A 20497-nucleotide genomic window follows, 5' to 3' on the forward strand; every position below is an offset into this window, starting at 1 on the left:
GGTATTTAATTTAAAATGATACATTAAGACCAAAGGTGTATATCTTGGTAGACGGATAGTCGAAAAAATTATTACCAATCAAATCCGTTTCTGGATCGAAATTTTCCAATGGTGTAAACGTTATTAAGTTCTGAGCATTGCAGAATATGGATAGTTTGGCCATACCCAATTTTTCGAGTATTTCGGGTTTAAATTCGTAGGTCAGTTGAATGTTTTTTAAGCGGAGATATGAGGCATCAAGCAGCCAAAAATCGCTGGGCCTGAACAAGGTGGCCTGAGTATCTTGGTATCTGGTCAAAATGGGAAAGCTTGCATCTCGATTTTCCGGTGTCCATGAATCGTTTGCCCATCCTGTCGGTAAAGACGTACCGAACCAAAAAGGAACTCCTGAAACGTGCTTGTTGTAAGTCTGGACCTCTTCCACCCCCTGCCAAAAGGTGCTCAGGGACCAATTTTTATAGGAAAAATTCATATTAAAGGAATAGGTGTACTTAGGTATCGTATTGCCCTCGGCCTTCCTATCGTTAAGGTCAATTATACCATTGTTGTCCAAATCCTTGAACCGTATATAGCCGGGCCGCGTGTCGGACCCTTGAAAGGCATGGGTATCGATTTCTTCTTGTGATTGAAAGAAGCCATCCGATTGATACAGCAAAAATTGGTTGATCGGCTTACCTTCTTGGGTGATATTGAAAGGCCCTCTTCCATCAGAAGAAAAGTCCTCCAAAATAATTTCCCCATCTAGGTCTACAACCTTGTTAGTAATTTTGGTCATACTTCCGGATACATCATAACTAAAATCTCCAATAGAATTTCGATACCCTAAGGCTACCTCAATACCATTATTCTCTATCGTTCCTATATTCCTGATCGGCCCGCCAAGTGCACCGACCTGTGAGGGGATACCTACCGGCCTTAGAACATCTTTGGTAGTTTTTTGAAAATATTCTAAACTCGTGGTAAGCTTGCTACCCAAAAAAGTAGCGTCGATACCGACATTCGAAATTGTAGTGGTCTCCCAGGTAATCTCATCATCGTTATCCACAAGAACTGCAGTACCAGGGTTTATGGTATTTCCAAAAATATAATCCTGTCCAGGTGATACTAGGTCCAAATATCGGAACAGACCGATACGTTCATTGCCTAACTGACCCCATGAACCCCTGATTTTCAGTTGGCCTAACCAATCGATATCCTTAAGGAATTCCTCTTCGTTCACTCGCCATCCTGCCGAAACCGAAGGAAAGAACCCCCATTTGTTGCCCTCCGCGAAACGAGACGAGCCATCGTAACGGAAATTGGCCTCAAAAAGATACTTTTCGTTCCAGACGTAGTTTGCACGACCAAAATAGGAAATCAAGCTTGATACCGTAGAGGTACCCGATACGGTGGGGTTTGTACTTCCGGCGTTTAATTCATAAAGATCGTTGCCAAGGTAGCCTTCATTGGCCGCCATAAAATAACTATTGCCAAAATTTTCGTAGCTGGTTCCCAATAAAATGGAAAGGTCGGTATCATCTGCAAACGACTTGTTCCATTTCAAGGTATTAAACACGGTCCAGTTCAAGGATTCGTCATCTCTTTGGTCGACACCCCTCTGTTGACCTGCAAATGTTACGTAAGGGTTTCCTCCTGCTTGAATTTCTGTCGGTTCCTTGGTTTTGGCATCGTACAAGGTAATTTGAGGAGTAAATATTTTTTGTCGCTCGTTCTCACTGGTCAAGGCAACATTAAGCTTATATTCAATATCGAAAGGAAGTTTTACCTCGGCAAATGTATTCAAAAACAATTTTAGGTTTTTAATGTCGGTATCGCCCTCCTCCGCAAGCGCCAAAGGATTACGAAACCTACGGTGCCCAGGAATATCGAAAAAGTTCATCCCATAGTTTCCGTCCTCAAGTTTGGTAGGATGATAGGATTGTGCCTTAAAGGTCATTTCCATGGTTTCGGCTATGCCGACAACCGGCTCATTACGGTTTTTATAAGAGAAATTGAAAGTCCCTCCGACCGAAATACTCTCGTTCATTTCTGAATTAATCGTAAAATTGGCATTGTATCGATTTGAATTGGTTCCCCTCAAGACCCCGTTTTGGTCAAGTACTCCCAAAGAAAGCGCAAAGCTGGTCTTTTCGCTGCCTCCGGTAAATCTCAGGTTGTGTTCCTGAATAATGGCTAGATTGAACATGATATCGTACCAATCATTATTTGGATAGGTGAAAGGGTCTGATTTCATGCCTGCCCTATACTCATCGATCAATGACTGGGGAAATACCAATGCATCCTCGCTTGTACCGAAATTCAATTGTGCTTGCGAGTATAATTCAAACCAACGTATAGGATCCTTTACGACCTTTGGCAACGAAATCACTTCTTGCACTCCGATCGAATTGCTATAGGTTATTTGCGAGTTTTCGGAACCTTGCTTAGTTGTTACCAATACCACCCCATTTGCCGCACGAGATCCATAAATTGCAGCAGAGGCTGCATCCTTAAGTACGGTTATACTCTCGATATCTTTCGGATTCAAATCGTTTATGGGGAATTCTATTCCATTTACCAAGACCAAGGGATTATTGTTGTTCAATGTCCCTACACCTCTTACTCTGATTGTTGCAGCGTCATTCCCAGGCTGTCCACCAACTTGGTTTATGTACACTCCCTGGACTCCTTGAAGCGCCTGACTGGCGCTAGTTATTGGCCTATTTTGTAGGTCCTCACTTTGAACTGCGCTGACTGCTCCTGTAAGGTTTAACTTTTTTTGTGTTCCATATCCCACCACCACCACTTCGTCCAAACCTTCGGCGCTTTCCTCCAAGGAAACATTGATTGTACTCTGGTTACTAACATCCACTTCCTTGGTCGAAAACCCTATATACGATACAACTAAGGTCGCGTTTTCATCAGCAACGTTCAATGAAAAGTTCCCGTCAAAGTCAGCAGTAACACCGTTTGTGGTTCCCTTCTCGACTATATTGGCGCCCGGTAAAGGCACGTCCTCTGAATCCGTAACGGTGCCGTTCACTGTCATTTGTAAAGGGGTCTTTATGGTATTCGACCCGTTATCATCGATACTTGGCCCTTTTTTGTTGATGATGATCTGTCTTTCCATAATTTCGTACCCTAGGCCGAGGGGTCCCAGGACATCGGTCAATATCGCTTCTGGCGTAGCATTGCTGGCCTTTACGCTAACATTTTTAGTGTTCGCTATAACCTCATCTTTATAGATGATGACATAATCGCTTTTCTCCTGTACTTCCTTGAAAAAAGTTGTTATGGGAACATCCTTAAGGTCGATATCGATATTTTGGGCATTTGTAGTATGGGCGAAAACGCTGGTCAAACCAATGCACAGAAGTAAGATGGATACTCGCATGCCAATCAGAAAAATATTGTTCGTTCGACCTAGAAATGGAGATAGAAGGTAGTTTACCTTTTTATTCATAATTTTGTTTTTTAATATTACGTGAGCGTAATGTTGGAACCGCCGGAGGATGTTGGAGCATCTTCCGGTTTTTTTATACCTCATTTATTCGTCATGGGCGTTCTCTATTGGGTTTGTTGATATTTATTCTATTATCTTTTTTCTCAATTTCAAAATTGGAAGTCCTTTTCATAATTTCCATGACAGTATCCAAGTCGTTATCGATATCCAAGTTACCGGAAAACGTCTGCCGTGCCAAGGTGTCATCCGTAATGGTGATGGAAACTCCGTAATGTCTGGATATCTTTTTCATGATATAGCGTAGGTCGTCGTTCTGAAAAATGAACTCCCCGTCCCTCCAAGAGAAATAGGGAGCGATATCCGTTTTTTTTGCATTTATTTTCTGCTTCTTTTTATTGTAGGACGCCAAGGTGCCGGGAACTATGGTAATGGATTTATCGCTGTCGAAAAATCGGCTCTCATCGGTGTATCCAATCTCAACGCTACCGCTCTGTAGTGCCGTGCTGACGTAATCATCGTCCCTATAGCTGGTCACATTGAAAACGGTTCCCAAAACCTTAATATCGTTTCCGCCTGCCAATACGTGAAAAGGGCTCTCGGTATTATGAGCGACCTCGAAAATGGCCTCCCCTTCCAGAGCGACCTCCCGTTTCCCTTTTGCAAAACGGCTCGGATAGGTCAGTTTCGAACCGGAATTGATCCAGACCTTGCTCCCGTCCGAAAGGGTAAGTTGGGATTTTGTACCTAAGGGAACAACAAGCGTGTTGTAGCTGGTTCTGCCAGGACGGTCGGTGGATTGATTTAGACTTCTTTCGTTATTGATCTTTATCGCGGTACCGTTACTGGAATATACCAGCTCCGGTTCTTTATCGGAAATACCTATCTCCTCTTGATCATTAAGTATTAACCGGACCTCGCTACCGGAAGTATCAAGGTTGCTCGATGCCGCCGCCTTTTGAAGCAAATTCGATGGGGAAGTCGCCTGGTCAAAATAAGAGTAGGTAAATATACCTATGATCAAAATAGCGGCAATCGATGAAATGTAGGATATCCTTATCACCCGCTTCCGGCTATCGTAACGATCAACGGATGCAAGGATCCTATCGTTCAACCGATTTTTTCTATCCTCGTCAAAAGTATCGCTCAAAATAAGGGTTTTATTCAGCTTCTAGATAAGAATCGATTGAGGAAAAATTGCAATCGAAAAACATCTGTTGCCGGACCATTCTACTATATAGTATGGTAGAATGGCTTTTTATAGACAAAAAAAATCGATTATTTTACTTTTGTGAAGCAATATGAGGTTGAAGATGGGCGCAATCAGGACAGGTTCCTCCTCATGTTTTGCATAGACCTGTATATCAGGGTGCGTGCAGTGCCTATTGATACACCAAGGTCCAAGGCCATTTTTTCATAGGTGCTATTTTGGTAGAACCGCATGAGAACCCCTCTTTTTTGTTTCGGGGTCAGCTTGTCGATAGCATTCGATAGAAGAAAGCCTAATTCTTCTTTTTCCTCATTAGCCATTATTTCGGTTTCTTTCGAAAGCTCTTGGTTTCGAAATATTTTACCGTTCGGGTCTTCCTCGGAGGAGATAACTAATGGTCTATTTTTAGATAGTGCTGCTATTTTCCTCTTCAGTATTGTAAACAGATAATTTTTAACGTTCCGGGCAACGGGAAGTTTTTTTCTACGGATATAAAGTTCGAGGAACAGATCGTGAATGGCGTCTTCAACAAGGCCGCTGTCAGAAGAGCATGACTTTCCGAACTGGTAGAGAACATCGGCGTACATTCCATAAAGGTCGCTCAGAGCTTTTTTATTTCCCTTTTGGATTTTGGTCCATAATTTCGACACCTTGGCACAATTGGAATCCATAAATGTTCTTTAATAATGAATCTCTCTAATTTCGAAAAACTACATAGGTATTCGCTATAGTTTTAAGCAATTATTAACTAATATTATGGAATAATAAAATAAAAACAAAACTGAAGTTAAAGATTCTTAATTTCTAATTGCCATCCTGCGGTATATTTCCAGTGCAATATTAAGGGTACAAAGTCAATGATAGGTGTATTTTGAAAGTCGTTTTTTGAGGCATTGAACGACCTTTCGAGATGTAGAGGCACAATAAAATCCAACAGCAAAAATCAAAGTACAAAGGTATATCCGTGTTGTTTCACTGTCTGTCCGAATCAGTTTGAAAAATAACATAACTTCATTTAACTCTACTCCAAACATCCAATAAAAATTGGAATAAATCCGTAACCAGTGTCTTAAGAAGTATCGCCAAAGTCTTCGCAATCTCAATCATATCCCAAATATTTAAACATAGTCTCTAAAATCGAAAGCGCGTATGCCGAGATGCTGGACTCCTTACCGATATGCCCGGCTTCAGCTTCGTTTGACAAAAATCCCAATTCCAGCAAGACGCTAGCCTCGCATCCGCTTTCCCGAAGCACATGAAAGTTTCCGACCATTGATCCCCGATTTTTAAGACCTAATTTCTTGCTTAAACCTTCTACGAACAGGCCGCCCAGCTTTGCGGACGGTTCATTACTATTTTTAATGTAGACCTCAAAACCCTGCACATCCTTGCTGTCGGCGTAGTTAAAATGTATGGATACTAAGACCGAGGCTTTTAGGGCGTTGGCAAGTTTCGCCCTATCCTTCAAGGATACCAGCGTATCGATATAGCGGGTGCTGTAGATTTTCAAACGATCTCGGTACAACTCCCTGTTCAGACGAAGTATTTCCGCAGCGATTTTCAGGACCACTTCCTTTTCCTTGCGACCGTTTATTCCGACGGTACCCGAATCCATACCTCCATGGCCCGGGTCGATAACGATAATTGGCCCGGCGCCGTCGTCCTGCCCGGATACACAGTAAGCTCCAAATGCAAAAACGCATAAGAAAAAATATAGATAGGACCTTTTCATCGATTGAACTTTTAAGTGCGTGTTGCACAATTTTCATCGAATTCCGTCCAAAGCTTAGAATACTCGAAATTTTAACGCCCGAGGGTGTTAATTTTTAGTCGATTCTCGTAGTTCCGTCCCTTCCTTTAGAAATTCCACAACGAATAATTCATCCACCGCCCGATTTGGGCATCAAAAACTAACAGTCATGAAAAAACAGATCAGGATGCTTTTGTTGTTACTACTGGTAACCGCACCCACCTACGCCCAGATCGGCGGGATAGAGGATTCCGTCAACGAGATTTCCGATACGATACGGGTAATCTTTCCGATTATCCTTGGCGTCATCTTTCTGGTCGGGTTCCTTTTCAATGCGGGACATTTCTTCGGCGAGAACGCGGACCTCAAAAAAGGGATTACCCGCGTACTAGTATTCGTGCTCATCGCCGGGGCCGTCGTCGGTATTTTCACCTACCTGATAACCTTGGTCGTCTAATGAAAGGATATAAAGTATATCGAAATATTCGCAGACGGGCATTGATTTTCGGGCTTCCCGTTTCATTGTTCGCCCTGCAGATGATGGGTGTGATCGGGTCGCTGCTGGTCATCATATTTTCCTTCAGCCTCATGTTGCTCATCGGGGCGGTGACGGTCAATCTTATGATGTACTTCGTCCTTCTAAAACTGACGCACCGTCCGCATCTTTTGCATTTTACCAAAATTTTCCCTTCGGCCATTTCCAACAAAAAAACAAGTACCCTACACTATGAGGATTGACCTGACACAACATTATCCGATAGCGGACATTCAAGAGAATATAATCTTTGCCAATAATGGCAACCTGATATTATGTTACAGGGCAGACCTACCAGAAATCCATTCCCTTTCGGAAAAGGATTTTGAGGACCTGCACGGCAGTTGGTTCCAAGCCTTGAAGTCACTCCCTGCCGGAACGGTCGTCCATAAACAGGATATCTATCAGAAGCTTCCCTATACCGCGGAACAGCTCCCTAATTCTACCTTCTTGGAAAAAGCGACGCATTCCCATTTCAAAGGTCGCCGGTTCATATCCCATGGGTCCCATTTATTTTTTATCTGGCCCAAGAGCAAGGGGATGAACAGGGCGAAATATGTCAATCCGTTCAAACGGATTTCTACAAAGGTGCCGGAAGAATTGAACGAGACTTTAAGGAGCTTTGTCGGAGCGGTCAAGGATTCCATAGGATTTCTGAACAACAGCCAGAAAATGGATTTTGTTCCCCTGAACCAACTGGAAATCCTAAATCACACCGACACTTTTTTTAATGGGTTCAATGAGGGTTTCGACACGGATATCGTACTCAATAAGGACCATGCCCAGATCGGATCCCATTTTTTTGACGTGCTCGCCGTCAACAACGAAATGTGTTTCGGGGAAAAGGTGCATAGCAGCAAGACCGACGATGTATTCACCTCCGACGACTTTGTTTTCCATCAGGGGTTTATCGACGGTCTGGGGCTCAAGCTCGACGAGAACCATATCGTCAACCAGATCATATTCCTTGACGACAAGCACAAATGGCGCAGGTTATTGGAAAAAAGATTGGAGGAACTCAGCAAAAGCTCCAATTTCGGCACCCAGAACAAGGTGGTTCATGAAAAAATTAGCGCCATCCTCGACCAGATCAATCGGGACGATAATGCCAGGATTATCCGAGGTCATCTCAACGTTGTTTTTTGGAGCGAACGCAAGGACGGACTAAGCCGCATTGCCTCCCGTATCAAGACCGAATTCAAGGAGCTGGATATCGTACCCTACTATCCCAAGGGTGAGGAACGAAAGAACTATCTGCTGAACAGCTATTGCTGCTTCTCGCCGAATTTTTCCGACGACGATCTGTACGTGACCGATCTGAAACATGCGCTATGCCTTCTGATCAATAACACGAACTACAAATCGGATGCCAGCGGTATCATTTTTAACGATCGACGGCACAATACGCCTGTCCTTAAGGACGTGTGGGACGAACGGAAAAAACGGATCAAGGCCAGGAACTTTGCTATTTTCGCGCCGACAGGGGAAGGCAAATCCTTTCTGGCCAACAATATCCTACGCCAATATTTCGAAAGCGGGGTCCGTCTGGTCATCATCGATCTCGGAGGAAGCTACACGAAATTCGCAAAACTATATCCCGATCAATATATCACCCTGCGTTACGAGCAGGGAAAGAGCCTTGGCATCAACCCGTTCTACATCAACGACCTACATGACCTAAGCCCGGAGCGGTTGGAAGACCTGACAATCTTTCTTCTGGAGCTCTTCGCTTCGGGTCTTAAGGTCGCCAAGGCACAGGAGGTGGCTTTGAAAAAAATCCTGCGGCATTACTACACGAGTTTCCCGGATGGCACCCACTCCCTGGAAGGGTTCTACAATTTTGTAAGGGACAGCAAACAGGACCTGCTCGACCGGCTCAGTATCGATGCGGCCTACTTCAACATATCCAATTTTCTGCATATCATGTCCGAATATGTCGGGGACGGACTCTATAGCTTCCTGTTCGAGGTAAAGGAAGACCAGTCCTATAAGATAGAAGACAAACGTTTGATCGTGTTCGAACTGGACGAGGTAAAGGATAACAAGGAAGTGCTCTCGGTGATGCTCAAACTTATTAAATCGGCCATCCAAAGGACCATCTGGCGCAACCGTGCCGAAAAGGGCATCATCCTCTTCGACGAATTCGCCAAACAGCTCAAGTTCGACAACGTCCTCGAAAGCGTGGAGTTCTATTACCAGGCCATCCGCAAGCAGAACGGTGCGATCGGCATCATACTGCAGTCCATCAACCAATTGCCCGACAATTCGGTCTCCGCCAGCGTGCTCGAGAACACCCAAGTCATCTATAGCCTTCGGAACGAAAAGGGCTACGCCGAGCTGGCTGAACGCCTGAACCTCTCCGGCCATGACCTGAACCAGTTGAAATCCATTAAGAACGACCTGAGGGGCGAGCGGAAATACACCGAGATCTTTATCAAGATAGGTAAGGAGAGCAACATCTTCCGGCTGGAAGTGCCATCCGAGGTCTATGCGGCCTACCTCACCGATGGCGAGGAGAACGAGACCATTATGAGGCTTTACCGCGAACATCACGATATGCAAAAGGCCATTACGGAGTTTATCGGCCAAAAGCACTAAAACCCACATCCATCGAATTAAAACGAAACACTATGAAAACAGTAATCAAAACAATCGTTGTGCCCGTCTTGATGTTCATGGCGACGACCGGACAAACACAGGCCCAGGGAATCCCGGTCTACGACAATACCAACTTCATCTCATTGGTCAAGCAGATTTTCGAGTCCGCCAAACAGACCTCGGAAATGATAAAGACGGTCAAGTTTCTAAAGCAGGCCAAGGAAACCATAGAAAAGGTCAACAACGCCGTGAAACAATACGAGGCCGTAAAGGAGATTACCGAAAACAACAAGGCCCTGGTCAACATGGTCCGAAGGGACTTGAAGGGCATCCTGAATTCCCCCTATATCCGTCCCGACGAGGTCGAAGCGGTGTCCGATGCCTTTAATACCATCATCGACGGCTCGCTGAGCAATCTCGAATTCATGGAACAGGTGCTTTCCAACGACTTTTTAAAATTGAACGATGCCGAACGTTTGGCTATCCTCGAGGCCCAGCGGGACGATTCCAAGAAAATGGTAGCCGATATCACCCTGAAGAACAAGCGGTACCTCATGGTCATTTCCTTTCGGGAAATGCAGGACAAGATCAACAACAGGGAAACCAACTACTAAAGCCCACAACTATGTTTTTGTCCATCGGATTGGAATATGTGGATGCCGTCTTCAGGACCATCAAAGAGAGTGATTTCGCATCCTACACCATAGTTGGGATGAAGACATTGGCCGTTCTATTTTTTCTGGTGAACATCATCAAGAAGTACTACGAGGGAGGGGCCTCGAGCCAAGGGCTCACCTGGGGACTGACCCCTGCCGAGCTGATCAAGAACTTCGCGGTTGTTCTAGTGGTCATTTTCTCCACCGAGGTGCTGGACGCCTTCGATTCCATTCTGGTGGCCATCGAAGCCCAGTACCGGGGCACGGCCCCCATCCTTCTGCCCCTAGGTATCCAGGAAATAGAGGTAGAGGAAGATCTCGGGCTGTTGGATGCCACGGCCAAGGCAATGGGCCTGCTGTACGAGTGGCTGGCCACGCCCTTTTTGGGCATCCGTGCCTTCGCCTGGGCCTTGAGCCTTGTGCTTTGGGTGCTCGACCTGTTCATTTACCCCCTATTTCTGGCCGAACGATATTTTCTCTTGGGCATCATGCAGGCATTCTTCCCCCTGGTGATCAGTATGTCGGTGTTCGAAAAGTTCAGGGAGTTGGGCTATCGCTTCTTTAAGCTCTACGCCGCGGTGTATATGATCGTTCCGGCCTTTTTTCTGGTCAACGTTTTCGTCAATGAGCTGCATAACGAGATCAACGACAACTTTTGGCCGAGCCTTTTCGGGACCGACTTCGGGAGCGAGCTGTTCGCCCCGGTGATCGAACTGGCGGGCATCGGGTTCATCCTTTTGCTCAAGTTCAAGCTCTACAAACGGGCGACAAGTTTCACTTTTAGGCTGTTCACGCCATGACCGGTATTAAACACTCAAATATGAAGACACCGTATAAAAACATCTATAGCGTTCTCCGGACCAACCGCTTTATCGTACTCACGGTAACTGTTACTTGCCTATTGACCAGCGTGTTTGCCATACTGACCGTACTGCGGTTCAACGACCGTATGTTGAACAGCGCGTTCGTTGTGAACGGCGACGGATCTATAATCCCCTTAAAACTGGTGTCCCAAAAAGAGAATATCGAGGTCGAGGCACTTGCGCATCTCGATCTGTTCCACAACTATTTCTATGGGATAGACGAGAGCAATTATCAACGAAATCTTGAAAAGGCCCTTTGGCTCGGCGATAGTACCGTCGACAACGTATACCGACAGAAGAAAGCGGACGGAGTCTATAACCGGCTGCTGCAATATTCCCTGGTTCAAAAGGTGATTTCCGTGGACACCGGACTGACGTTGGCAAAAGGCGGAATGTCCTTCAGGACGGAAACCGTTTTCGAGATCAACAGGGGCTCGGCAGTCGACCGCTATCTACTTATCACCATCGGTAACCTGATGACCGTGGACCGAAATTTCCCCAACAATACCCATGGACTATTAATAACTGGGTTCTTCGAGAAATCCCTAAAGAAAATCAACAACGGCAAATAAGTATGGAAATGGACAGGAACAAGATCATATTTATCGGCATTATCGGTATCGTTGCGACCTTTATCATCGCCTATGCCGTTTTTCTTATGGGAAACGAGGATGAGGTCGAAGCCGACCTGAAGCAGCCGGACGTCCCGGAGCTAAAAGAGGAAACAAAAGAATACGATTCGAAATTGGATGCCGTCAACGACCTCAAGGAAGTCAGGGAGTCCAATGCCCCGAGCATCTATGACGAGTCCCTTCTGGACTCTTCCGGAACGTCGCTCCAGGAAACGGAAAGGCAGCGGATCGTCGATAGCATCTACAGGAACGGTCGCATCGACTATGGGGCGGAAACCAATTCCGGGTCCGGTCCGCCCACTAACCGTGAAGGTCAGGAAAAGAACAAGTCTTCCAAGCCCGATTTCTCAAAATCACATAACGCCTTCTTCGATACTCCGGAACGGCCTAAAAGTAAGGCCGTGAACAGCAAGACGAATAAAACGGATGCACTAATTATGGTCGAGGTCAACGGAGAGCAGACGGTCAGAAACGGGGAACGTCTGGAGCTCCGACTGGCAGTGGACGCCATCATCAAGGGAGACTCGATATCCCGCAACTCCCTGGTCTATGGTTTTGTCAGTTTCAAGGCGAACCGGGTCTTCATCCGTATTACCAATATCGACAACAATGCCGTCGATCTCAAGGCATTCGATCTGATGGACGGCAATGAGGGAATCTATATCAAGAACAGCGTCCGCGCCGAGGCGACCGGGGAGGTGCTGGACGATATTATACAGGATATCAATATTCCGGGCGTTCCCCAGATAGGTGGGATCAAACAGGTCTTCCGCCGGAACAACCGTAATGTAAGGGCTACGATCTACAACCAGTACCAACTCATATTAAAACCTTCGTTATGAAACTATTTTGGTCTCTCATAATCTCTATGGCCCATGTCGGCATATACGCTCAGAGTCTGAAAACCATCTTCACCAATGAAAGGGATGCGGTGGCCTTGTTTTTTCCCGGTACAATAAGCCAGGCCCTGACAGGCTCCGAGAACTACACCTTCAGCTACAACAGGGACAGTCCACAGCACGTAGGGATTGTTCAGGGAGTAAGAGGGAAGAACAGCAATTTGCTCGTTATTACCGAGACCGGTGACATCTACAGCTATCGGCTCGCTTACCGGAAGGTTTTGGATACCCTGAGTTACTTTGTGAAGGATGTGGATCGCATCGGCAATGAGTTTCCGCCTCGGGTACATGCAAGAGTTGATAGCGTTTCAAAGACCGTTGGTAGCGAATCGTATGATAGTGGTGGCGACTCGCTCCGGTACCGGATGAAATATTTTGAAAACTTCAGCTTCTTCCAGCTCGAGCAAAACAATGGCTCACTTAAACGGAAGCGGAAAAAGGGTGTTGTTTTACGGTTGAGGGATTTAATATATGACCGCAACGAGGTGTACGCGCTAATTGAAATTCGCAATCGTTCCGGTGTCGATTTCGAAGTGGACTATTTGAAAAATTTTAAGGTACACGGCAATAAACGGCGAAAATCCTCCTATCAGAAAATACCGCTGAACATGCTGTACACAAAGAATTTCCCGAAAATGGTCAAGGATAGACAGAATGTTTCATTTGTCGTGGTGCTGCCAAAGTTTACGCTGGGGGATTCGGAGAAATTGATGCTCGAACTGAAAGAGCGTAACGGCGGTCGAAATATGCGGTTGTTCTACAGATAGGAAGCTTGTTTTCAGTATAGTTGAAACTTTGGATGTCCATCCAAGTCTCCGATAGTGATTTTCGTTAAAAACTCTCCGTTGCTTTATAGCTGGAAATCGAGATAATCGAGGGTGTAAATATCAAGCTGTCCAGAGATGCTCTGTAGCGGTATAACTGTTTCCTGTTTGGGACTATCTCATAATTTACCCCCTACCCCTTTAAACTTTTCTACAAAGGATGAAATCTTATCAAAAATCTTTTGTTTTAAGGTTAAATATTGCGGGTTTAAAGGGCTCATTTTAGGTAATATAGAGTTTAATTCTGTACCGTTTTCACTAGCATATTCGCGTTTTAGAGAAGATAGTATATAGCGCTTGGCGGCTTCTTCATTTAATCTTTCTTCTTCAATTAATGCTTCTGCTTCTTTCTTTTGTTTCTTTTGAGCAAATTCAAAGAAGGCATCTATAATGCTGGATTTGTCTTCTATAGCATCTAAGTCTGTAGTATTAATAAAATCTACCACTAAGCTTTCTTTTGCTCTATTCCCAATACTGGCACGAATTACGCGTCTTATTTCTTCTACTAAGTCTGCCTTACTTTTTGTTTTCTTATTATTTTCAAATATTAATTCAAGAATATAATCTAAGTTTATCTCTTGTGATTTTAACAAGTCTATTTCAAATACTACATCGTCCCAATCTATAGTAGATTCTTCTGCTTCATTACCTTGTTTTTCTCTTCTTATCCAATCGCGAATATCGTTATAGGTAGAGCGATAGTCTTGTACAGTTCGTTCTTCCAGCACTTCAAGGTCCTGCATTTTTTCAATATCTGCATCACTTAAGAAATTATCCTCCTTAAACTCTTCAATAGCTTGTATATCATTCTTATCTATTTTTTGAAGTTCTTTAAGGTGTGTAAATTCATCGTAATTCTGTAAGATGTTTTCAACCCTTAAATATTCCCCAAAAAGTTTAGAAAATTCTTTTTTATCTTTTTCTTTTTCTATTTGATCTGGATTCGGGAACTTTTCGTTTAGCTCATTTACAATTTCTATATAACCCCGACGTGCTTTTCCTGTGGCAATATCTTCAAATCCTTCTAAATATTCTTTATAGCTTTTTTCTAAAACAACATTCTTTGTCTTACTATCACCGAATAGCGTAATCGCATCTACCGTAGCTTTTTCTAAATCTCTAAAGGTTACAATATTTCCAAAAGTTTTTGTTGCATCGTAAATACGATTGGTACGTGAGAAGGCTTGCATTAAACCGTGATAACGCAGGTTTTTATCTACAAACAAGGTGTTTAAAGTAGGAGCATCAAAACCGGTTAAGAACATCCCTACGACAATTAAAAAGTCGATATCCTGATTTTTTACTCTTTTGGCTAAATCACGATAATAATTTTGAAATTCTTTGCTATCTACCCCAAAACTTGTTTTAAACATTTGGTTATAATCACCAATAGCCTTGGTTAAGAATTCTTTGGCACTCATATCCATTGCAGCAGGCTCGAAGGTCTCATCCTGAATCTCACCTATTGCATTTTGTTCTTCATTGGCTGCAAAAGAAAAAATGGTTGCTATTTTTAAAGGCTTATCGCTATCTTTTTGCAACTCATTTATCATTTCGTAATAGGACTTTGCTGCATCTATACTACTTACCGCAAACATTGCATTAAAACCGCTATTGCCTCCTTTAGTTCTATGGGTTTTTTGCCTGAAATTGTTTAAAATATACTGTGATATTTCTTTGATTCTTGTAGGATGTAATAATGCCTTTTTGTTCTCTTTGGCACTTAATTTATCTAAATCCTGTTCTGTTTCTATTCCTTTAAATTGAGGGCGAACATCATTATAATCTACCTTGAATTTTAATACTTTTTCGTCCCGAATCGCATCGGTAATTACGTAGGAGTGTAATTCACGACCAAATACGCCTGCCGTTGTATCTGCACCTAAAGCGTTTTCAGGGAATATTGGCGTACCTGTAAATCCAAATTGATAGTACTTTTTAAACTTCTTCTGTAAGTTTTTTTGAGCTTCCCCAAATTGTGATCTATGCGCTTCATCAAATATAAAAACGACTTGCTTTTGGTATAGGGCTAAATTATTTTCACTTTTAATAAGATTATTCAATTTTTGAATGGTGGTGACAATAATCTTATTATCGTCTTTCTCTATATTTCTCTTTAATCCGGCAGTATTTTCTGAACCGTTTACACTATCTGGAGAAAAGCGTTGATACTCCTTCATTGTTTGAAAGTCTAAATCTTTACGATCTACGACAAACAATACTTTATCTATAAAATCTAATTCTGTTGCAAGGCGTGCCGCTTTAAAACTGGTTAAGGTTTTACCTGAGCCTGTGGTATGCCAAACATAACCGCCACTTTCTGTAGTTGCCCATTTTTTAGCTTCATAGCTACTTTTAATTTTCCATAAAATTCTTTCGGTTGCAGCAATTTGATAAGGACGCATTATGAGCAAGGTATTACTTATATCGAACACCGAATAATTAAGCAAAATATTGAGTAAAGTATTTTTCTCAAAAAAAGTAGCCGTAAAATCTTTTAAATCTTTGATAAGCGAATTATCAGATTTTGCCCAATTCATTGTAAAGTCGAAACTATTTTTGTTTCGCTCTACGGTATTTGCAAAATACCGGGTATCTGTACCGTTAGAAATTACAAATAGCTGTAAGTATTTAAACAGTGAATTTGTAGTATTAAAACTTTCTTTAGTATAACGGTGTACCTGGTTAAAGGCTTCCCGAATGGCAATACCTCTTTTTTTAAGTTCAATTTGTACGAAGGGTAAACCATTGACTAAAATCGTGACATCATAACGATTGGCGTGTGTGCCTTTTTGCTCAAATTGTGAAATGACTTGCACCTTATTACGCGTCATATTCTGTTTATCGACTAAATAAATGTTTTGTATATGCCCATCGTCAAATACAAAATCATAGATATAATCGTCGTGTACCTTTCTTGTTTTATCAGTACTATTATCGCTGGGTTTATCTAAATATTCTACTAAAAAACGCTGCCATTCACTGTTCGTAAATTGCATATCGTTCAGGTTTTGCAATTGCACCCGAACATTTGCCAGCATACGTTCCTGATTAAGCTGCGGAAGTAGCTCGTAACCTTGATTTTTTAGGTCTTGTATAAGCTCTTTTTCTAAATCTGCTTCTGTTTGATAGCTAACTGGTGCTTCGTTAAGCTCTGAAAACTTTTTATATTTATCTAAAACAATAAAGTTTTTTGACTCTGCTATGGTTTTATAAGTACTCATTGTTCTTATGGTTTTGGGAAGCTTAGTAGCATTTCACGGTAATACTCATATTGTTTTTGTCTCAATTCTATTTCTTTAGGTAAACCTTCACTTATAGAAGTGGTAAGGGTGTCAAATTTATCTAAAATTGAAACAATACGTTCTTGTTCTTCTTTTGAGGGAACACAAACTACTGGGGCCTTTAAAATGTTATAAGATACGAATGGTTGTGAACCACTATTAGCTTTTGATCCAAAATTTTGAAGTAATAAAAGATGGTAAGCATATTTAGGCAAAACATCCTTCGATTTGGGCTTGCATATCACTCCATTATAAGTAACAAAATGTTTGCCTTTTCCCCAGTTAACTATACCAGCATAAGCTCCTATGTGACCAATTACAGGAGCATCTTCACTATTAAACTCTTGGTGTCGCCCCACAATACCATTACTACCATATACAGGATAATCTCCTCCAGATTTAGGAATTGTATTTCCTGTACCATATTTAAAATCATAAATTTCACCTAATGGTATTTGCTTGGTTTCTTTACCTGTCTCAAAAGTCAACAACTGTTCTCGATAATAGCTAAATTGCTGCTTACGCGCGGTAAGCTCTGCTGTAAGCTCTGCTGTAAGCTCAGTAAACGTATCGAGAATATCAACTATTTTTTGTTGAATTTCTAAAGATTTTTTAGGGTTATCGGGGCAAGGGATGGGGATTTCAAGTTTTTCTTTAAGTTTATTTGAACTTAAATTAGGTTGAGCACCGCCACCAGCCAAAATATAAATAAATTCCGCTTTAGTAAGAAGGTAATGATATAAGTAACGAGTATTAAGTATTTCTTTTGGTTCAAATTTGCCTACACGTTGATTAAGATAAGCAGGATCTATAAAATTATAATATCCTATTTTACCTGTAGTCGCACCTGACATAGCTATTAAAACATCGCCTTTTTCTATAATATAATTAGATAGATTACTAGTATTATAATCTTCCGCATTAAAAAACTTAACATCAGACAAATCAATATTCCTTCCATCGATATTAGTAATCCGAATAATTGGTAACCCATCTTCCTTAAAGAGACGACTTTTAAAAGCAAAGCCATTCTTGAAATCACAAACTTCACCTAATGATTTCCACTCAACTTCAACCCCTTCCAATAGTTTATCTAACTCACTCATTTTTTACGGCTTTCTTTTTTTGCTTTCTTTTCTAGTGCAGCAAGGGTTTTTAAATAATCTTTTTCTACCGTACTTAGGTTTTTGGCTTTGTACTTTTTGTATTCTTGAGATGCTTTCTCTTTGGCTTTGGCATTAGAGATTTTACCTGCATTTTTTAATACTTTACGCCCTGTGGTTGCTAAAATATTATCTAATTCTTTTACATAATCTGCCATACGCATTTCTTTTTCTTCAATAGCGTTTAATTCCGCTAAATCAAAATACGCGGCTACTAAGTTGTTGAGTACTTTTAGCTCTTTTTCTTCTAAGAAGTTTTTAGCGACCATAGCTTCGGCCTGTGTAGGTTGTTCTCCTTTAAAATTGGTTAAACCGGCAAAGGGTTTATTGCTATCTACTCTTAAAAAAATAACTTCGCTGGCGGTATTGCCGTGAGCGGCGTAATGCAGTTTATTTTGTACGATTTTAAAAAAAGTAATGCTCTCTTCACTTTTTGGGTCGTAGTCTGTTGCAGTAGCATACAAGTCTAATACCTGGCGGTACATTACTTTTTCGCTTGAGCGTATATCGCGTATGCGGTCTAATAACTCTTTCCAATAGTTTCCACCGCCAAGATTCTTAAGACGCTCATCGTCCATTGTAAAACCTTTTACAATATATTCCTTTAAGCGTTGGGTTGCCCAAATACGAAAGTGTGTTGCAATTTTGGAATTTATTCTATACCCCAAAGCAATAATCATATCCAGATTATAGTATTCTAAATTTCGAGCTACTTCTCTGCCACCTTCCATTTGAACTGTTCGGATTTTCCGAACAGTTGCTTCGGGTCTTAATTCTTCATCGGCATAAATATTCTTAATATGCTCACTCACTGTAGATTTTGCAGCTTGATAGAGCTCAACAAGTTGTTTTTGGGTTAACCAAACATCTTCATTTTCTAAATGAACTGATAATTGAGCAAGTCCATCATCATTTTTGTATATTATAACGTTACTGTTGTTTTTGCTCATCCTTCAATCTCTTTTACAATAATATCAATCTCAGAACGAAGCTTATCTATTTTTTTTACGGTTTGCTCAACTTCTTTATTCAGTACCTTTATATCTATTTTCTCTCGCGTATCTTTAGGTTCTACATACGAGCTTACCGAAAGGTTATAATCGTTTTGGGCTATTTTGGTATTATCTATAGTTGTGGCTACGTGCGCTACTTCTTCTTTGGTATCAAACATTTTGATAATCTCATCGATATGCGAATCTAATAGTACATTATTGTTCGTTTCTTTTTTAAAGAAACCTTCTCCGCTTACATCAATAAATTGTGTTTTAGTATCAGTTTTACTTTTAGAAAGCACCAAGATATTTACCGCTATAGAAGTCCCAAAAAACAAGTTAGGCGCTAATGAGATCACCGTTTCTACAAAGTTGTTATCTACCAAATACTTTCTAATCTTTTGCTCTGCACCGCCACGGTAAAAAATACCCGGAAAGCAAACTAAAGCTGCTCTACCTTTACTCGATAAATAACTTAGGGCGTGCATTACAAAGGCGAAATCTGCCTTTGACTTTGGTGCCAATACCCCAGCAGGGGCAAACCTATCGTCGTTAATTAAAGTGGGGTCGTTATCGCCAGCCCATTTTACAGAATAGGGCGGATTAGAAACAATGGCATCAAAAGGTTTTTCATCGCCTAGCTCGGGATGTATCAAAGTATCGCCGTGAACTAAATGAAATTTATCGTAATTGATGTTGTGCAAAAACATATTCATACGTGCCAGATTGTAAGTGGTATAGTTAATTTCCTGACCGTAGAAACCATCTTGGATGATATGACTATCAAAGTGTTTTTTGGCTTGTAAAAGTAAAGAACCAGAACCCGCAGCGGGATCGTAAATTTTATTGACTGTGGTTTGCTTATGCATTGCTAGTTGTGCAATAAGCTTAGAAACATTTTGAGGGGTAAAGAACTCGCCACCAGATTTACCCGCATTGGCTGCATAGTTAGAAATTAGAAACTCGTAAGCATCACCAAACAGGTCAATCTTATTATCTTCAAAACTGCCAAATTTTAAGCCAGCCACTCCTTTTAGCACTTTAGCTAAACGGCTGTTTTTATTTTCAACCGTACCACCCAACCTGCTACTGGTGGTGTCAAAATCTGCAAACAAGCCTTTGATATCTTCTTCAGAAGGGTAACCATTTGCAGAGTTTTCTATAGCCGCGAAGATAGCGGCTAAGTCGGTATTTAAGTTTTCATTGGTATTGGCATCTTTAACCACATTTGCAAAAAGCTGACTCGGGTAGATGAAATAGCCTTTGGTTTTTACAGCATCCTCCTTTATTTCTGGAGTGATGACATCATCTGATAAACTTGCATAATCTATGCTATCATCGCCACCTTCTATGTAAATAGTAAAGTTTTCACTAATAAATCGATAGAAAAGGGTTCCTAAAACAAAATGTTTAAAATCCCATCCATCTACCGAACCTCGAACATCGTTGGCTATTTTCCAAATTTGACTTTGTAATTGGGCGCGTTGTAGTGTACTTGTCATATAATATATTTTGTTTACAGAAGCTGCAATTTAACGATAAGGGACAGGGCATCCAATACGTTCTTGCCGTTTTCGAAAGTTGTGTCGATATTGAGCTGTTACGTCTGTTCTTGGGGGTTCTCGTACTGAAAGAGCATTCGGGTAGTTCCG

At 41.9% G+C, this 20497-nt stretch carries 16 protein-coding genes; 8 read left to right on the forward strand and 8 right to left on the reverse strand.

The genetic code is table 11. The features are described from left to right. Positions 1–10: 10 nt before the first annotated feature. From RQM65_RS06795 to RQM65_RS06810, 4 genes are all read right to left on the reverse strand, one after another. Positions 11–3442, reverse strand: a complete 3432-nt coding sequence (locus tag RQM65_RS06795) for a TonB-dependent receptor (protein WP_314013649.1) — start codon at positions 3440–3442, stop codon at positions 11–13. A gap of 91 nt (positions 3443–3533) precedes the next feature. Continuing rightward, positions 3534–4589: a FecR family protein gene (locus RQM65_RS06800; RefSeq protein ID WP_314013650.1), complete on the reverse strand. Its 1056-nt coding sequence runs from the start codon at positions 4587–4589 to the stop codon at positions 3534–3536. 173 nt (positions 4590–4762) lie between these two features. Then, entirely contained in the window at positions 4763–5320 is a 558-nt protein-coding gene (locus RQM65_RS06805) for an RNA polymerase sigma factor (RefSeq protein WP_314013652.1), read from the reverse strand. Between the two features lie 428 nt (positions 5321–5748). Then, positions 5749–6381, reverse strand: a complete 633-nt coding sequence (locus tag RQM65_RS06810; protein WP_314013654.1) for an N-acetylmuramoyl-L-alanine amidase family protein — start codon at positions 6379–6381, stop codon at positions 5749–5751. A gap of 187 nt (positions 6382–6568) precedes the next feature. Between RQM65_RS06810 and RQM65_RS06815 the strand changes: the two genes are divergently transcribed. The 8 genes from RQM65_RS06815 to RQM65_RS06850 are packed head-to-tail and all read left to right on the forward strand — an operon-like array spanning position 6569 to position 13349. Continuing rightward, positions 6569–6856, forward strand: a complete 288-nt coding sequence (locus RQM65_RS06815) for a hypothetical protein (protein WP_314013655.1) — start codon at positions 6569–6571, stop codon at positions 6854–6856. Continuing rightward, the gene (locus RQM65_RS06820) at positions 6856–7137 is read left to right on the forward strand and encodes a hypothetical protein (protein WP_314013656.1); all 282 of its coding nucleotides are present in this window, start codon (positions 6856–6858) and stop codon (positions 7135–7137) included. Before RQM65_RS06815 ends, RQM65_RS06820 begins: the two co-directional genes overlap by 1 nt. Beyond that, the gene (locus RQM65_RS06825; RefSeq protein WP_314013657.1) at positions 7127–9532 is read left to right on the forward strand and encodes a TraG family conjugative transposon ATPase; all 2406 of its coding nucleotides are present in this window, start codon (positions 7127–7129) and stop codon (positions 9530–9532) included. Before RQM65_RS06820 ends, RQM65_RS06825 begins: the two co-directional genes overlap by 11 nt. A 32-nt stretch (positions 9533–9564) precedes the next feature. Then, positions 9565–10146, forward strand: coding sequence for a TrbJ/VirB5 family protein (locus RQM65_RS06830; protein WP_314013658.1), 582 nt, complete (start codon positions 9565–9567; stop codon positions 10144–10146). Between the two features lie 11 nt (positions 10147–10157). Further along, the gene (locus tag RQM65_RS06835; protein ID WP_314013660.1) at positions 10158–10988 is read left to right on the forward strand and encodes a hypothetical protein; all 831 of its coding nucleotides are present in this window, start codon (positions 10158–10160) and stop codon (positions 10986–10988) included. Positions 10989–11008: 20 nt separating this feature from the next. Then, on the forward strand, positions 11009–11623 hold the full coding sequence (locus RQM65_RS06840; RefSeq protein ID WP_314013662.1) for a conjugal transfer protein TraK: 615 nt from the start codon (positions 11009–11011) through the stop codon (positions 11621–11623). A gap of 8 nt (positions 11624–11631) precedes the next feature. After that, positions 11632–12525 carry a conjugative transposon protein TraM gene (gene traM, locus RQM65_RS06845; RefSeq protein WP_314013663.1) on the forward strand — a complete coding sequence of 298 codons (894 nt, stop codon included), beginning with the start codon at positions 11632–11634 and terminating at the stop codon, positions 12523–12525. Continuing rightward, the gene (locus tag RQM65_RS06850; RefSeq protein ID WP_314013664.1) at positions 12522–13349 is read left to right on the forward strand and encodes a DUF4138 domain-containing protein; all 828 of its coding nucleotides are present in this window, start codon (positions 12522–12524) and stop codon (positions 13347–13349) included. The genes traM and RQM65_RS06850 overlap by 4 nt, the downstream gene beginning before the upstream one ends. 176 nt (positions 13350–13525) lie before the next feature. Here the strand turns inward: RQM65_RS06850 and RQM65_RS06855 are convergent, their stop codons facing one another. From RQM65_RS06855 to RQM65_RS06870, 4 genes are read right to left on the reverse strand one after another with little or no spacing between them, the layout of a single operon-like run. Further along, positions 13526–16630, reverse strand: a complete 3105-nt coding sequence (locus RQM65_RS06855; protein WP_314013665.1) for a type I restriction endonuclease subunit R — start codon at positions 16628–16630, stop codon at positions 13526–13528. Positions 16631–16635: 5 nt separating this feature from the next. Further along, positions 16636–17796: a restriction endonuclease subunit S gene (locus RQM65_RS06860; protein WP_314013666.1), complete on the reverse strand. Its 1161-nt coding sequence runs from the start codon at positions 17794–17796 to the stop codon at positions 16636–16638. Next, complete coding sequence (locus RQM65_RS06865) at positions 17793–18803, reverse strand: virulence RhuM family protein (RefSeq protein WP_314013668.1); 1011 nt, start codon at positions 18801–18803, stop codon at positions 17793–17795. Before RQM65_RS06865 ends, RQM65_RS06860 begins: the two co-directional genes overlap by 4 nt. Beyond that, on the reverse strand, positions 18800–20347 hold the full coding sequence (locus tag RQM65_RS06870; RefSeq protein WP_314013669.1) for a type I restriction-modification system subunit M: 1548 nt from the start codon (positions 20345–20347) through the stop codon (positions 18800–18802). Before RQM65_RS06870 ends, RQM65_RS06865 begins: the two co-directional genes overlap by 4 nt. Positions 20348–20497 lie beyond the last annotated feature (150 nt).

The sequence above is a fragment of the Pricia mediterranea genome (assembly GCF_032248455.1).
Lineage (GTDB): Bacteria > Bacteroidota > Bacteroidia > Flavobacteriales > Flavobacteriaceae > Pricia > Pricia mediterranea.